Annotated in this window: 11 protein-coding genes; 9 read left to right on the top strand and 2 right to left on the bottom strand. The window is 62.5% G+C overall.

Features of this window, described 5'->3' with window-relative positions; translation table 11 throughout:
* The 9 genes from BV071_RS32260 to BV071_RS00680 all read left to right on the top strand — a co-directional run.
* Positions 1–259: hypothetical protein (locus tag BV071_RS32260; protein ID WP_052572709.1), on the top strand; the 259-nt coding region annotated here is incomplete at its 5' end.
* A 175-nt stretch (positions 260–434) separates the two neighbouring features.
* Positions 435–2,114, top strand: a complete 1,680-nt coding sequence (locus BV071_RS32250; RefSeq protein ID WP_265593903.1) for a tetratricopeptide repeat protein — start codon at positions 435–437, stop codon at positions 2,112–2,114.
* A gap of 268 nt (positions 2,115–2,382) precedes the next feature.
* Entirely contained in the window at positions 2,383–3,018 is a 636-nt protein-coding gene (locus BV071_RS00710; RefSeq protein ID WP_035600684.1) for a response regulator, read from the top strand.
* A 115-nt stretch (positions 3,019–3,133) separates the two neighbouring features.
* The gene (locus BV071_RS00705; protein WP_052572706.1) at positions 3,134–3,535 is read left to right on the top strand and encodes a response regulator; all 402 of its coding nucleotides are present in this window, start codon (positions 3,134–3,136) and stop codon (positions 3,533–3,535) included.
* On the top strand, positions 3,532–5,211 hold the full coding sequence (locus BV071_RS00700; protein WP_052572705.1) for an alpha/beta hydrolase: 1,680 nt from the start codon (positions 3,532–3,534) through the stop codon (positions 5,209–5,211). The genes BV071_RS00705 and BV071_RS00700 overlap by 4 nt, the downstream gene beginning before the upstream one ends.
* A gap of 79 nt (positions 5,212–5,290) precedes the next feature.
* The gene (locus BV071_RS00695; RefSeq protein WP_265593902.1) at positions 5,291–6,004 is read left to right on the top strand and encodes a DUF3313 family protein; all 714 of its coding nucleotides are present in this window, start codon (positions 5,291–5,293) and stop codon (positions 6,002–6,004) included.
* A gap of 86 nt (positions 6,005–6,090) precedes the next feature.
* Positions 6,091–6,477 carry a hypothetical protein gene (locus BV071_RS00690; protein WP_035600674.1) on the top strand — a complete coding sequence of 129 codons (387 nt, stop codon included), beginning with the start codon at positions 6,091–6,093 and terminating at the stop codon, positions 6,475–6,477.
* 18 nt (positions 6,478–6,495) lie between these two features.
* Positions 6,496–7,428, top strand: a complete 933-nt coding sequence (locus tag BV071_RS00685) for a polyphosphate kinase 2 family protein (RefSeq protein WP_081885690.1) — start codon at positions 6,496–6,498, stop codon at positions 7,426–7,428.
* Positions 7,429–7,521: 93 nt separating this feature from the next.
* Positions 7,522–9,222, top strand: a complete 1,701-nt coding sequence (locus tag BV071_RS00680) for an SbmA/BacA-like family transporter (protein ID WP_035600671.1) — start codon at positions 7,522–7,524, stop codon at positions 9,220–9,222.
* Positions 9,223–9,242: 20 nt separating this feature from the next.
* Here BV071_RS00680 and BV071_RS00675 read toward each other — a convergent pair whose 3' ends face one another.
* A complete protein-coding gene (locus tag BV071_RS00675) occupies positions 9,243–13,004 on the bottom strand; it encodes a glycosyl transferase (protein ID WP_052572704.1) in 3,762 nt (1,253 codons plus the stop codon).
* A complete protein-coding gene (locus tag BV071_RS00670) occupies positions 13,001–16,075 on the bottom strand; it encodes a discoidin domain-containing protein (protein ID WP_035600669.1) in 3,075 nt (1,024 codons plus the stop codon). The genes BV071_RS00675 and BV071_RS00670 overlap by 4 nt, the downstream gene beginning before the upstream one ends.
* Positions 16,076–16,077: the final 2 nt, after the last annotated feature.

Below are 16,077 nucleotides of genomic sequence, written 5' to 3'. Positions count from 1 at the left end.
GGGGTGGCGCCCGCGGCGGCGGTGGCGGTTCCCGTGGCGGCGGTGGTGGCGGCATGTCCCGCAGCAGTGGCGGCGGCGGCGGCGGAGCACGACGCAGTCCTGCAACGGGCTCCTCGGTCTCGCGGCCTTCTTCAAAGCCTGCCTCACGGCCCTCGAGCTCGAAGCCTGCCTCACGGCCCGCTTCGAAGCCGGCAAGCAAGCCCAAGCCCGCAACGCGCCCTTCGACCAAGCCATCCACGAAACCCTCAACCCGGCCTGATGCCGGACGCCCCAGCACAGGTCGTCCCGACGCCGGACGCCCGGATGCAGGCCGGCCGAATCCCGGCGGACCGGGAGGAGCCGGTGGGCCAGGAGGTATTGGAGGCGCAGGCAAGCCCGGCGGTCCGAATGCGGATCGTCCCGGTGCCGGCAATCGTCCCTCCACTCTGCCAGGAATGGTTGGCTATCCCAACAAGCCAGGTGGACCTGGCGGCCCCGGCGGAATCGGCGGCGCCGGTAAGCCCGGAGGTCCGGGTGGCGTTGGCGGACCCGGTGGCGTCGGCAAGCCCGGCGGTCCGGGTGGCGTTGGCGGCGTAGGCGGACCCGGTGGAGTCGGCAGGCCCGGCGGTCCGGGCGGTGTTGGCGGACCCGGTGGGGTCGGCAGGCCCGGCGGTCCGGGTGGTGTTGGCGGCCCAGGTGGGGTCGGCAGGCCCGGCGGTCCGGGTGGAATCGCAGGCGTCGGCAGGCCCGGTGGACCGGGTGGCATTGGCGGCATCGGTGGCGTGGGCATCGCCGGCGGTATCGGCGGCCTTGCTGGCATCGGCGGAATCGGCGGGATTGGCGGTGCCGGAGGCATCGGTGGTCCTGGCGGCATTGGAGGCGTCGGCGGTGCCGGTGGCCTGGGCGGTCTCGGTGGAATCGGTGGTTTTGACGGCAACAAATGGGGCGGCAACAGCGGGATCTGGGGCAACGGCAATACCATCAACATCGACAACAACTTCCGCCGGAACAATAACTTCGCGGGCAACCCGGGCTACTGGGGCGGCCACCCGTGGTGGGGTGCCGGACATTGCCACGGCTGGCATCACGGCCACTGGAATTGCGGCTGGAACAACGGCTACTGGAACAACTGCTGGTGGCACGATGATGACGACTTCGGCGAGGGCTTCATGTGGGGCATCGCGGCTTGGAGTTTGGGCAGCATGGTCTACAACATGGGCTACAACTCCTACCAGAACCCCTACCCGGCTCCTCCGGTCGAGCACACGACTGTAGTCTATACCCAGCCGCTATCGGTATCGGCTGGTAACGCCGCACCTCCGGGAGACGAAAAGGCCTACGTCGCGGCCGATACCCAAATGGAGACAGCGCTGGAGAAATCCCGTGCCGCCTTCAAGACCGGCGATTACACCACGGCGCTGCAATCCTGCGATGAGGCGATCGCAGCGACCCCGGATGACGTCACGCTGCACGAGTACCGCGCGCTGATCTATTTCGCGCTCGGCCGCTACTCCGACGCTGCCGGCGTGCTCAACCCGGTGCTGGCCTCCGGTCCCGGTTGGGGCTGGGACACCATGGTCACCTTCTACGACAGCTCCAGCACTTACGAGGCCCAGCTTCGCAAGCTGGAAGCGTGGTCGAAGGGCAGCCCGGACAAGGCTGAGGGTCACTTCCTCCTCGGCTACCACTACCTGGTGTGCGGCCACATGGAGAAGGCCTACGCGCAATTCGACAAGACCGCGAAGCTGCAGCCGGCCGATGGCATCGCCCGCCAGCTCCGCGACCTGACGAAGAGCTCGCTGCCGGACGAGGGTGAGACCGACACCACCCCGGTGCCGAAGCCACCACCAATCGAGAAGGGCAAACTGGTTGGCACCTGGACCTCCGATGCTTCCGGCGGAAAGATCACCTTCAAGCTGGAGGACAACGGAAACTTCACCTGGGCCTTCGCCGGGGGCGGTCAGAACTCGGAAATGAAGGGCACCTGGGGCATCAATGACAAGGGCTTGGTCGTCATGAACTCCGAAGGCTCGCAGATGGTCACCGCCATCACCATGAAGGAAGCTTCCAAGATGAACTTCCTGATGGTCGGCGGTCCCCAGGGCGATCCCGGCCTGGACTTCACCAAGGGCTAGTCCCAACTAATTCAAGGAGCGGAGCGGCTTACACGCCGCTCCGCTCTTTTTTTGCCCCGGCAGGGCAAGCGGGCGCCAGTGTTCACCCGCACAAGCCGATCCCGCCGGGGCCGCTGCGGCATGGCGATGTCCAGATTTTGCGGATTTCCAGCTTCCCCTGTTTGCAGGATTTGTTATCACGATGTCTGATGATCCTTGATCCATCGTGGAAGCGATTCCACGACATTGGCCGGTGATCTCGTCCAGTTGGTCTAACACTCCTGTCGCCATGGCTTCCGAAACAATCCACATCCTCGATGACGAAGCCGGCATACGAAAAGCCTTGTCCCGGCTCCTGCGTGCCGAGGGCTACGAGGTCCGCGCATTCGAATCCGCGGAAGCATTTCTCAAGGGATGCAATGCCGAGGAAATCAGTTGTCTCCTGTTAGACCTGGCCATGCCGGAGATTGATGGATTGGAACTCCAGCGTCGCCTGATTCGCGCGGGAGTCATGGTTCCCATCGTTTTCCTGACCGGAAGCACTGATATCCCGATGATAGTTCGCGCCGTCCAGGCAGGCGCCTTGGACTACCTCACCAAGCCGGTAGATGACACGGCCCTATTGGACGCGGTGCGCCGCGCCCTCGAAGTCGCCTCAACCTACAAGCAGGAGCGCGACGATAGCGCACGCGCCGCCGCCCGCTTCAGCCGTCTGACACCGCGTGAGCGGGAGGTCATGGAGGCAGTGGTGGCAGGCAAGCCGAACAAGCTAATCGCGGCCGAACTCGGTGCCTGCGAACAGACGGTGAAAGTTCACCGCCGGCGCTTGATGGACAAGATGGGGGCGGAATCCCTCGCGGCCCTGATCCACACTGCGGATCGGCTGCACGCCGGAAGAAGGAGCTTCCTTCTTCCTGCCCGGTGACAGACCGAAGCCGCGATGACATTGCGGCCTGCACCCCTTGCGCCACCGCGCCGCCCACGCCATGTTGAACCAAGGTGCAATAGCGTGAGGCCACGCAAGGCGCTTTGATAGCGGCGTGAAGCGCTCCCCCGTGATTGCCGTCCTGGATGACGAGCCGCAGCTCCGCAAGGCGCTGCGCCGTCTCTTGGTCGTTCATGGCTTCGCTGTAGTCACTTTCGAACGCGGCGAGGACGTCTTATCGGCGCTTACCGCCCACCCGATGGATTGCCTCCTTCTCGATCTGCGCATGCCGGAGATGAGCGGCTACGAGGTGATGGAAGGACTCAGTGCCCGCGGTATCAGCACCCCTGTGATCGTTCTCAGCGCCCATGGCGAACCCGACACCGATGAACGGGTGCGGGACCTGGGAGCAGCCGCCTATCTCACCAAGCCCGTGGATGAAACCGCACTGCTCTCGGCCATTGCCGGAGCCCTCAGCGCTGAATCCACCCTTTGGAATTCCAAGCTCAGTTCATGAATCGAGATCGTCCGTCCCATACTTGCCTGGCCCTCATGCTCGCGGCCTCCATGCTGCTGGCTTTTGCTAACAGCGGTTGCAGCGGCTATGCCGAGGTGTCCGAGAAGGAGCCCACCTTCCACCCTTTGCGCTCGGCGATGAGCCAGCTTGGCAACGTCGAGAAGAGCATCAACGGCGGCATCAAGGCCAGTTCCCGCGACCCCAAAGCGGCAATCGGAGACTTGCTTGTGGCGGCAAGGGATGCCTCCGCTCACTTGAAAGCAGTACCCGGTGACACGGCCGCCCAAGACGCCTACAACTTCGCCGTTTCCCGCGTGTTCAGCATCATCAAGGAGAAGAAGCTCGACCCTTGGTCACAGCCCATGGTGGTCCCCTCGGCGGGCGGCGAAATCACTTTGACCTACCACCCCGACCCGCGGCCGGGCTGGGATCCGAAGCTCTATGACTTCACGCCCGCGGACCGCTTCGATCTGAGCGGCTCCTACGTCAAGAATCGCACCAAGCGTGCGGGCATCGGCGCACCGCTGGTCGCGACCGGCCGTGGCAACAACTCGCGGATGAAGGAAGACTTCACCATTCCGCGGATCTACTACGGGGTGACCGCCGTCGTGCGCTTCCAGGGCCAGAAGGCCATCGTGGACTTCGAGGACCCCTTGAACACCGAGGAGATCTCATTCGCCGGCCGCACCCATCCCCTCGCGGCGGACTTCACCGTGCCTCTTGCCGTGATGCTCGCCACCACCGAGCCGCGGAAGTTCGAGATCATGCGCATGCTCAATCCCGGCGAGTATGCCGAGACCGCCCGCATCGCCCGGCTCCAGCCCTATGATCCCGACAAGACAGTCGTCTTGGTCATTCACGGCCTGATGGATTCACAAGCCACTTGGACGCCGATGATCAACACCCTGCGCGGTGATCCCGAGATCCGGAAGCACTACCAGTTCTGGTTCTACAGCTATCCAAGCGGCTATCCCTATCCCTACTCCGCCGCCCTGCTGCGCAAGGAGCTGGACGCGATCACGCAGCGCTATCCGCTCAAGCACAAGATGGTGGTCATCGGCCACAGCATGGGCGGCTGCATCAGCCGTCTCCTCATCACTGACACCGGCGACAGGCTGTGGACAGACCTCTTCAACAAGTCGCCCGAAGAGACCAAGCTCTCGCCCGAAAGCAAGAAGCTCTTCTCCGATGCTCTGATCTTCAAGCCACGCAAGGAAGTCGGCCGGGTGATCTTCGTCGCCGCGCCGCTCAAGGGCAGCAATCTCGCCAGCCGCCGCATTGTACGCTGGGCCTCAAACATCATCCGCTCGCCCCTCACCTTGCTGAAAGCCGGCACAGAAGGCTTGCAGGCCACCACCTACAAAGAAGGCGACCTGAAGCTCAGCCGCATCCCCAGCAGCGTGGATACGCTCACGCCTAACAACCGCTTCGTGAAGGCAATCAACCGGATCCCGCTCGCCCCGGGCTTCCCCTACCACACCATCATCGGCGACCGCGGTAAGGGCAACAGCCCGGACTCCAGCGATGGAGTGGTCCCCTACTGGAGCTCGCACATGGACGGCGCGGTCTCGGAAAAGATCGTGCCCTCCGGCCACAGCGCCCACCAGAACGACGAAGCAATCGCCGAAGTTCGCCGCATTCTCCTTCTGAATCGCAAGCTCTCTTCAGACCGCTGATCCCCCTTGCTCCTCTGCCGATTATACCAAAGTACAATAGCCACCCATTGAATTCCCGTCCAAGGTTCCTATGACGATCATGAATCCCGCTCAACTCCGCCGCGCCTCGATGGCGATTGCCTGTGTCTCCACCGCCCTTTTCGCATCCTGTGCACCTTCCTCGTCCAGCAGCGGACGCGGAGCCTTCTTGGAGAAGACCTGGGCCTCGAAGCAGTTCGAGAAGACCGATGTCCAAAAGAACTACACCTCGGTCTACATCGCGCCGGTCGATACCTCGCGCCTGTCGAAGCAGGATTGGTGGCAGAGCCAGAATTCCCGCACGCAGTCAGGCGTGCTTGAGAAGGACGCAAACAAGCTCGGTCGGCAGCTCAAATCTTCCCTGACCCGCGAGATCCGCAACTACCCCGGTAACAAGCTGGCCATCGCTTCCAGTCCGGGACCACACACCCTGACGATCGAAACTGCGATCACCGAACTGATCCCCTCGAAGGCCTATTGGAACGCTGGCGCGACGGCAGCGGGATTTGTCGTCCCGGGTGCAGGCCTGCTCAGCGCGGCCGGTAGCGGCAGCATCGCGGTGGCCGGTCGCCTGCGTGACAACAGCGGCACAGTGGCCACCTTCTCCGACAAGCGCAGTGACCAGCTTTCGCCGATCAATCTGCGCAGCTACGAGTGGTATGGCGGCGCGGAGAACAACATCGAGATCTGGGCCAAAAAGGGTGCCGAGTTCCTCAACGCCAAACCGGGATCGACCGTGAAGCGGACTTCCAGCGTCACTCTGAATCCCTTCTAACCACCTTGCCCCTGGAATCGCGGCTGCGCTGAAGCGCTACGACAGCAACGAAGCTCGAATACCCTGCCAATCCCAAGCTCCCTGCCATGAGCCTTGCATCCAAACTGTCGAATAACATCAGCGCATGCCGCCTGCTCAGCTTGGCGAAGCACCGGCTGGCCTCCGAGATCAGTCCCCGGGACACCCACGGTCCATACATCATCCTCCAGCACGGCTACGAGCCCGGGGATGCCACGATGAAGTCAGCCGACTACCTGCTCGGCCGTTCTGGATCCTGGCTTGGCACCCATTGGTTCATTCGGATGCCTTTGGCCGAGCGCCGCAAGGAATTCATCTTTGGCACCATGGCCGAGGTGATGGAACTGATGGACAACCTCACCAGCAAGGTGAATGTGGTCGGCACCCAGCCAGCAGGCGTCACCGACGACAGCCCGGTTGACGAGGAAATGCAAAAGGTCCTCGAAGGAAAGTAAGCCCCAACTGCTACAGCCATGAAATACGATCTGGACCCGGACCGGAAAATCAAGATCGAGGTCGGCAATGACGACCGCGTCGAATTCAAGCTGCGGGATATCATTGTCCCCCCCGATCATCAGATCTCGCTGAAGAAGGACTACGATCCCGATTTCACCGGCGGCTTCGAGGACAAGGCGGGGGCGCTCGAGAGGGTTGCCTCCAACGTCCAACGCCTCTCGGAACTCCAGGAGAAACTCTATGCCCAGGACATCTACGGCATCCTCATCATCTTTCAGGCCATCGACGCGGCCGGCAAGGACGGCGCGATCCGCCATGTAATGTCCGGCATCAACCCACAGGGCTGCCACGTGACCAGCTTCAAGGCCCCCTCCTCGGAGGACCTAGACCATGAGTATCTGTGGCGCGCCGCCAAGATGATTCCCGCCCGCGGAATGATCGGCATCTTCAACCGCTCCTACTACGAGGAGGTGCTCGCGGTGAAGATCCACCCCGAGTTCCTCGCCAAACAGAACCTGCCCGGCAAGCCCGGCGGAAAGGGCTTCTGGAAGCGGCGCTACCGCGAGATCAACCGCTTCGAGAAATACCTCACCAGCAATGGCATCATCCCGATCAAGTTCTTCCTCAATCTTTCCAGGGAGGAGCAGAAGAAGCGCTTTATCGCCCGCATCGACGAACCGAAGAAGAACTGGAAGTTCTCCGTGGCCGACTTCAAGGAGCGTGCCCTGTGGGATGACTACCAGCAGGCCTTCGAGGACATGCTGAATCACACCAGCACCGAGCATGCGCCTTGGTTCGTGATTCCCTCCGACAACAAGTGGTTCGCACGACTCGCGATCTCGGAAACTATCTGCATGGTCTTGGAGCGCCTCAAGCTGAAGTTCCCGGACATCGGTGACGAGCGCCGCGCCGAGTTGCAGAAAATCCGCGCGGAACTGGAGAAGGACTGACCGGGTAGCGCGGGACGGGCACTCCGCATTTTGGATGGCGTGATGGGGGCAAGTGGTTAGGCTCCACCAAAACCCGCCGGTCAGCCCTGCGACATGCCCGACAAAGCAGTTCCCAATTCCCGCCAGACCCTGAGGCGCCTGCGGCGCGTGGTGCGTCGTTTCCTTCGCTCCGAGGAGGGCAAAAAAGCCAAATGGCTGGCCGCGGCGCTCTTGATCCTGATGCTCGGGATCAATGGAATGAACGTGCTGAACAGCTACGTCGGCCGCGATTTCTTCTCGGCCATTGAGAAGCGCGACCACGCCGACTTCGTTCGCCAAGGCTGGCTCTATGTGGCGGTATTCGCCGGCTCTACGGTGGTTGCCGTATTTTTTCGCAACGCCGAGGAACGCCTCGCCCTTCTCTGGCGCGAATGGCAGACCCAGGAAGTGGTGAAGAACTACCTTTCGAAGCGAGTCTACCTCCACATGAAGGAGGCCGGGGCCATTACCAATCCCGACCAGCGGATGACGGAGGACATCCGCGCGCTCACGACCACCACGCTTTCGTTTCTGCTGATGATCTTCAGCGGGACTTTCACCGCGATCTCGTTTTCGAGCGTGTTGTGGTCAATCAATCCCCTTCTCTTCGTCGTCGCGATTCTCTACGCTGGCATTGGCTCCGCGCTGACCTTCTTTCTGGGCAGGCCTTTGATCCGCCTGAACTACCAGCAAGCCGACCGTGAAGCCGACTTCCGCTCCGAACTCATCTACGTTCACCAGGAAGCCGAAGGCCTCGCCTTTGCCCGGGACGAGCGCCGGATGCGCGAGAGGCTTATCGCCCGCGTCGACCAGCTTGTCGGCAACTTCCGCAAGATCATCGCGGTGAACCGTAATCTGAATTTCTTCACCAATGGCTACAACTACATGATCCAGTTGATCCCGCCGCTCATTGTCGCTCCGATGTTCATCGCAGGGGGCGTCGAGTTCGGCGTGATCGGCCAATCGACCATGGCCTTCGCGACCCTGGTCGGTGCCTTTTCACTGGTGGTGACCCAATTCCAGTCGATCTCCTCCTACGCCTCGGTCGTCACACGGCTCAGCGAGCTGGTGGATGCCTCCGAGCAAGCGATAGCACGCGACGAGCGCTCGTGCCTGGACTGCAAAATGACGGGCGACAAGATCGAGTACACCGCGCTCTGTCTCCTCGTCTCCGACAAGGATGGGCGCGTGGTCCTGAAGGACCTGAATGTCCTTCTGGCACCTCATCAAGACGTTCTCGTCACCGGTCCCAACCAGTTGGCGAAGGAGGCACTCTTCAGTGCCACGGCGGGCCTAAATGACTCGGGTAGCGGCAGCATCCTGCGACCACCATCAGGGAGCATTTCATTCCTGTTAGAGCAGCCTTATCTGCCGCCCGGCACGCTGCGCGAATTGCTGACCCCGCCCAAAACGACCGACGTTCCCTCCGACAGTGAGATCCTCACGGTATTCAAGGAACTCGGCCTGGAGATCCCCATGGCGAACGAAGGCAAGTTCGATGAGTCGCTCCGTTGGGCCGACGAACTCAGCTTCGGGGAAGGCCAACTGCTTGCGGTGGCCCGGGCGCTCCTTGCGAAGCCACGCTACATCTTCCTCGATCACCTCGATTCCGCACTGGATGCCGAGGAGTTCAAGGTGGTCCGCAACGCGATCGCACGCCGGAACATCGCCGCCATCGTCTTCGGCAATGGCAAGTCTGCGCCGGAGGAATTCGATGCGGTGCTGGATCTTCTCGCCGACGGGAGCTGGAAGTGGCGGGAGCGAAGCCCCGCCTAAGCAGGCGGGGCTCCCGTCTTTCAGCCTAGCACCACACGCACTTCGTGAGGAGTCTTTGAACCGGAGAGCTGGACCCTCGCGGCGTCCCCGGACAGCTCCACAGGCACACCATCCAGCGTCGCCGAGATCACCTTCCCGGTCTTGCCCGTGGGATTCTCGACCGTGAGTCGATAGCTTGCCGAGCCATTCGCCAAGCGACCGTCGATACTGAACTCAGGCCAGTCGTCCGGGATGCAGGGCTTGATCACCAAGGTTGAGCCATTCTCCACCCTCACGCCGAGGATCGACTCCACCGCAACGCGGTACATCCAGCCGGAGGAGCCCGTATACCAAGTCCAGCCGCCGCGACCAATGTGAGGCGGAGCCCCATAGACGTCTGCGGCCACCGCATACGGCTCGACCTTGTAGAGATCCGCTGCTGATTGGGTCAGCGAATGGGAGATGGGCGCGAGCATCTCCCATAGACGCAGTGCCCGATCATTCTCACCGTGCTCCGCGACCGACTGCACCGCCCAGCACGCGGCATGGGTATACTGGCCGCCATTCTCACGGACCCCGGCGACATAGCCTTTGATGTAGCCTGGATCGTTCGGGGTGTTGACGAAAGGCGGCGTAAGCAGGCGGATGAGCCCCTCCTTCTCCGACACCAGCTGGCGTTCCATCGCCGCCATCGCCAGATTGGCGCGGTCGGCGGGAGCAGCCTTGGAGATGATGGCCCACGACTGCGCCAAGGTGTCGATCTTGCACTCGTCGCTCTCCTTCGAGCCCAGCGGCGCACCGTTGTCATAGTAGGCACGCCGGTACCACTCGCCATCCCAGCCACCGGCATTGAGCGCTTCACCGAGTTTCTCCCGGTGCTCGCGGTAGCGGGTCGCGCGAGCGCTATCGCCGCGGCTTTCACAGATCGGTGCGAACTCACCCAAGATCCGATAGAGGAAGAAGCCAACCCACACACTCTCCCCCCGGCCCTCGCGGCCGACGCGACTCATACCGTCATTCCAATCACCGGTTCCCATCAGCGGCAGACCGTGGGTACCGGTAACCAGGGATCGGTCGATCGTCCGGCAGCAGTGGTCGTAGACGCTGCCATCTTCACCCGCTGGCTCGGGGGTGAGGTAGGTCTCATCATGACCATCCGCCAAGAGCGGAGCCTTCAGATAGGGCAGGATTTCATCAAGAATCGCCGTGTCTCCCGTGGCACGCAGATAGTCGCGCGTGAGGAGTGGCAGCCACAGCAGGTCGTCGGAGAAACGCGTGCGCAGACCGCGGCCGATCGGCTCGGCGTGCCACCAGTGAAGCACGTCCCCTTCGACGAACTGCTGGCTGGCGTGCAGGAGGATCTGGCGCCGCGCAAAGGAGGGATCGAGTGCGAGCAGAGCGCCCGAGTCCTGAAGCTGGTCGCGGTAGCCGAAAGCTCCGCTGGATTGATAGAAGGCGGAGCGCGCCCACATCCGGCAGCAGAGCGTCTGGTAAGGCAGCCAGGCATTCACCATCAGGTCCATCACCGGCGAAGGTGTGCGGACTTGCACGCCGCTGGAGAGGGACTTCCAGAAGTCCTGCATCTCCGCGATGGCCGCACGCGCGGCACTGGCATCACGATAGCGGGCGATCAGCTCAGCTGCGGCTGTTTCCGACATCGTCTCGCCTAACAGAACGACGCACTCCACCGTTCCGCCAGCGGGCAAGGTGAAGTCCGACTTCTGCACAAAGCAGGGATCAAGCCCGGCCCCACAAGCACCACCGAGTTCACCGCCACCCCGGAGGGCAGCAGGATTCGCCGGATTACCGTGGTGTCCGAGGAACTCTAGACGATCGCAGGAGAACCCGCTCGCCGCCGTCGCTGCACCACCAATGGCCAGGGCGGAGAAGGCAATGCCACCACGGAAATCTCCGGCGCCACGATTCACTGCGCGCAAGCTTCCATCCGCCGCTCGGCTCGTGACGATCAGGCTTGGCCGTTCCGGCAAGGTCCCCATCACCAAGCGCTGGTAGGCGGTGAAGGACAGGCGCTTTTCTTTGGAGGAACGGTTGGTCAGCCGCACGATCACGATCTTCACAGGGTCGTGGCGCGGCACCCCCATGGTTGTCTCCTGCTCGATGTCCTTGCATGAAGACAGAAAACGTGTTGCGCCATGACCGTGGCGGACTTCGAAGTCAACGCCAGCGGGCACCGGTCCCGGCATAGGACACCAGACCTCGCCGCTGCTTTCATCGCGCAGATAGAAGGCCTCGCCGTGCGGGTCGGTGGCAGGCTCATTCGACCAGGGCGTCAGGCGATTTGCTTGGCTATTGCGCGTCCACGTGCAGCCGGCACCACTCTCGCTGACCAGGAATCCGGCGGCCTCGTTCGCCACCACATTGATCCACGGCATCGGCGGGCGAGCACCACCGCGAGGTAGGCGGATCACATACTCGCCGTCGTCACTGAAGCCACCGTAGCCATTGAAGAAGCGAAGCTCCTCCCAATTTCGCTCCCCACCCCCACCCTCGCCGCTCAGGATCTCTACCGGAGCAGACGGAGCGTGGTTGCTGGTCACATCCGGCAGGCTTCCGCGCACCACCAGCGTGGCGACTGCAAACAGCATCGCCCGGTCCTTGTCGGACATGTCCTTCGCGGAAAAGGTGAACACCCGGTCGTCCAAGCCTTCCGGGGTTTTTCCGCTATCGTCGAGCACGACGAAATTCGTGTAGAAGCCCTTGGCGCCCCAGTAGCCGCGGGCCTTGAGGGCTTCTTGCGTGGCCTCCGCGCTCCACCCGTCACAAAGGACTATCGTTGGCCGGTCACGGGGTATGGATGGCAGCTTGCCTCCCTCAAGGGCGGCAGGTGCCGGGACCAAACTCCGATGACCATAGTGCATCGCCGCGGCAATCGCTTGGAACTTCGACGCAGTAGAGGTGTCGAGTCCCAGCTCCGAATGGCGCGTCTCTTCCGCTGCCACCGCATCAGTCAACACACGATCGACCGCCGCGACTTCGCGGTACTTCGCTGCGAAGTTCAGGCCATCCTTCTTGGACTCCGCGATGCCAGTGACGAAGCCGAGAACAGTCTCAGCCTCCGGTGCAAGTTCCACCATGGTGCGGAGGCTCAGGCAGGGGTCGAGCACATTGCCAACCGACTTCGAGAGTTCGGTTACCTCAAGAGCCGGCGGGGATGCGGCCGACCGGCCCCGGCCCAGGAAGCGCAGACGATCGCTCTCCCACGAGGAAGCCGTCGCCCCGGACAGCGAGTGGAACAGGCAGGGCCAGGTTTCATCGGCTCCGCGAGGGCGACGCTCAGCAACAAGGGCTGAGCTCGCTGCGTCGTAGGAAGTCTGCACGAAAAGCTTCGAGAACGCAGGATGCCCAATATCCGCCCCCTGCCAAGTGAGCACCGCTTCCAGAAAGCTGGTCACTTCGATCCGCCTTGGCCGGGGCTCAAGGTTGGTCAACTGCAAGCGTCGTACTTCAAGATCATCTGTGGGCGAAACCGCGATATCCAATTGCGCGCGGACGCCATGCGCCTCGCTGATGATCCGGAAGCACCCGGGTTGGTCAGAGGACTGGTATCCCGTGAATTCGCTTTTCACCGGCTGCATTGCCACTGACCAGAACTTGCCGCTATCAAGATCACGCAGGTAGATGAACTGGCCTTGGGCATCCTCCACCGGATCACCGTGCCAGCGGTCCACCACATGGCCGTAGCGCCGCGATTGGCCGGTGCCAGCGGCAGTGATGAAAGTGTAGTAGCGGCCGTTCGACAGCAAGCGCGCGTGCGGTGCCGGGAGCATGGGTTCGATTCTCATGGCGAAACTTGGAATGAAATGATGACGCGGGCGGGGAATTCACGGACGACCACCTCATCCGCACTGAAGGTTTCTGCCGGTTTGCCGTTCACCGTGACGGAACGGATTGGTGCCGGGCACGGTGGGCGCAATACGAAGCCGCCGCGCGGAAGCTGCAGCGAGCCGCCGATATCGGCTCGCAATTCGAAGCCGAGTTTCATGGTAAGATCGAGGGGACCATACCAAGTCCGGAGGGCCTTGACGGCCACGCCGGTCTTGCTGGCAAGCCACCCGGCAGGCAGTCCCGAGGCGAGAACCAGCGCATCGTCCGACTCACGTTCCCAAGCGAAGAGGCTGGCGAAGGCGAGCATGTATTCCGAGGCGATCCATGTGTGCGGCACATCGCCCAAGTGCCCGGGGCTCCGCGGATCACGCCAGGAGATCTCGGGCCACTGGTTCCAGCGCAGCGGACGGCGATCGTCGAGGTAGCGCTCTAACAGCTCACATGCTTCCGCCCGCTTGCCGAGACGGACCAGCGCGCCGATAATGCGGATTTCGTAGGCGGTGTAATTGTTCCACTCCATCTCGCCGCTGTGCTTGCGACGGAAGTCGTGGACGAAGAGGTCAAACATGGCGTCGAGTTGCTCCGCGGGCACATCGTCGGCGGCCTGGAGCAGCGAGATGGCATTCGAGGTAGCAGTGGGATCGAAGTCCGCCCACTCAACCGAGCCGGGGATGTAGCTCAGCTTCTTCTTCGCGATGACCATGCGGATGGAGGCCCGCAATGATTTGCGGAAGGCCTTCGCGAGATCATCAAAGGCCTCGGCATCCTTCTTCTTGCCAAGGCGCGCGGCGATGGCGGCGGCATCGATGAGTCCACGCAGGGCCCAGAAGTCATCCCAGTATGAGTGAACAGGATGAGCAAGATAGCCCTCATGGCTCGCCGACTCGGGAAGGAGTCCGTAGCGATCGTTCTTGTCCTGGGCGAGGTATTCCGGGGTCATGCGCCGGGCGCGAAGCCGGCCGATGAAGCGCGCGGCTTTGCGGACGTGGGGCCACATCTCCTTCAGGAGGGAGAGATCTCCGCTGAAGCGGAAACACTCCCGCACACCGTAGATGAGCTGGCCATGGCTATCGTGCTCGACCAGCCAGTCCGGCCCGTTGCGGTCCACGCAGCATGGAACGAAGCCGGACGGCCGCTGGAAGGGCGCGAACCAGCGCATGAACTCCGGCAAGGCCGCAGCTTCACCCACGCGCAACAGTGCCGCACCCATGATCACCCCATCGCGGATCCACGAGCGGGTATAGCGCCGGGGCCCAGGCTGAAGGGCCGGGCCGTCGCGGTTGATCAAGATCTGTCCGGCGGCTGTCTTGAAGGTCTCCGCGGCATCGCGAGCATAGCCGGCTGGAAGCCGGAATCGCATGGTGTGAAGCCGTTCCTCCAGCACGCGCAATGCTTCGTCGAATTGCTCGGCACCGTCGAAATCCGCGATCCCCGCAGCTTGGCGAGGAGTATTCTTGGGAGCGAAGGGAACCGCTACAAAAACCTCGCGAGAGGCCCCTGCCGGGAGGTTCAGGTTGAACCCCATCGCGGCGGAGGCGAAGCCAAACTCATCCGTCACCTCGATTTGCTCGGGCATGGTTCCAGCTGCCAGGTGCTCGGCGACGGAGCCTTGCTCGAAGGTGGCCATGCCGACGGTGGATGGCTTCGAGAGCGGGACCACCGCCTTGTCGCCGTTCACCCATAGTGTCCCATGCTTCCAAGCCAGTTTGTTGATCTTGCTGACGCCACCGAGTTGATTCCACTCCTGCCAGGGCGGATTCACTTGGAAAGGCCGGGCTGCCACAAACAGCTTCACCCGACAGGCATCCTCCGTGTCGTTGGTGACACGGTAGCGAATGAATAACACAGACTCCGCCAGGCTGCCGGTGGCGAAGGCGGTGATCTTCAGCTTAAGCCCATCGAGCGACCAGTTCGAGGAAGGGATCGGCACCCCATCCTTCTCCATGCTCACCGAGCGTCTGGCATCAGCCCAGGTAATGAGTTCCCCATCCTTGCGCAGGAAGGGTTCCAGCGAGAAACTCCCCTTACCCGGCTCCACCATACCCTCCTCGTTGATCAGGGCACAGATATGCCCATCCGGAGATCCAGCACAGGTCCAGTAGCTTTGCTCACGGCTCAGGTAGCGTGGATAGAAGCCGCGGGTGCTGACTGCGGCGATCGCGTGGAAGGTCTCAATCAATGAGCGCGAGAACGCGAAGGACTGAACGGAGAGTCGCTTCACTCCCGGACAAGGAACTTCGAAGACGATGCGCAAGAAACGCGATCTCGTTACCGCCAGGTGGATAAAGCTGCGCGCACCGCGGGCATCGTTCGCCACATGGAGCTTGCGCCACTGCACGTTGTCGTCAGACGCCTCCACCGTGAAGGCTCGCCGGGCAGGACGCGGCATCCAGTCGATCACCACTCCGCCATACTCACGGGAGGCGTGGAAATCGATGCAGACCCAGGGCCGCTCGTCTTCGGTTTCAGCGCGCCAACCGGCCTTCGGTCGCGGCGAGAGCAAGTCTGCGGGACTGCAACCACGGGCCGAACTGGAGGTCGTGATCCGGGGCTTCTTGCGCAAGGTTCGGTCCTGGAAGCGGAAGTGGTCGATCCAGACCGTTCCCTTCCCGCCCGGGCCGGCGCTGAGCACAAACTCGATCGCGCCGAGGTGATGAATCGGGCCGCCGCCGGTAGGTCCCCAAGCGAAGTCGATGCCGCTGCCATGCAGGTGTAGCTCCCGCGGGGTATCGCGGAAGTCGAATTCATCTTCCTGCCAACGCCAGACGTTTTTCCCGGACGGATCGGCCAGCTTGAACTCCAGCTTGTTTTTTGGAGCCTGGCCGCGGACCCGGAAGGTGAAAGCATAGTCGATGGGCATGCGCCGCGCAAACTCCTTGCGCGCTACCACAAAGCCGCCGCCACCATGGAAATCAAAATCGAGCCGGAGCGCCCCATTCTCCACGGAGAGGCGCAGTTCTGCTTCTCCGGAGGCAAAGGCCCGCCAGCCATCAAGGGCGGAAAAATCGTCGAGGACGCTTTCTTTCATGC

The organism is Haloferula sp. BvORR071 (assembly GCF_000739615.1).
Taxonomy (GTDB): domain Bacteria; phylum Verrucomicrobiota; class Verrucomicrobiia; order Verrucomicrobiales; family Akkermansiaceae; genus Haloferula.
Note: the sequence above shows the minus strand (reverse complement) of the source record. Positions and strands in the feature narration are given on the sequence as shown.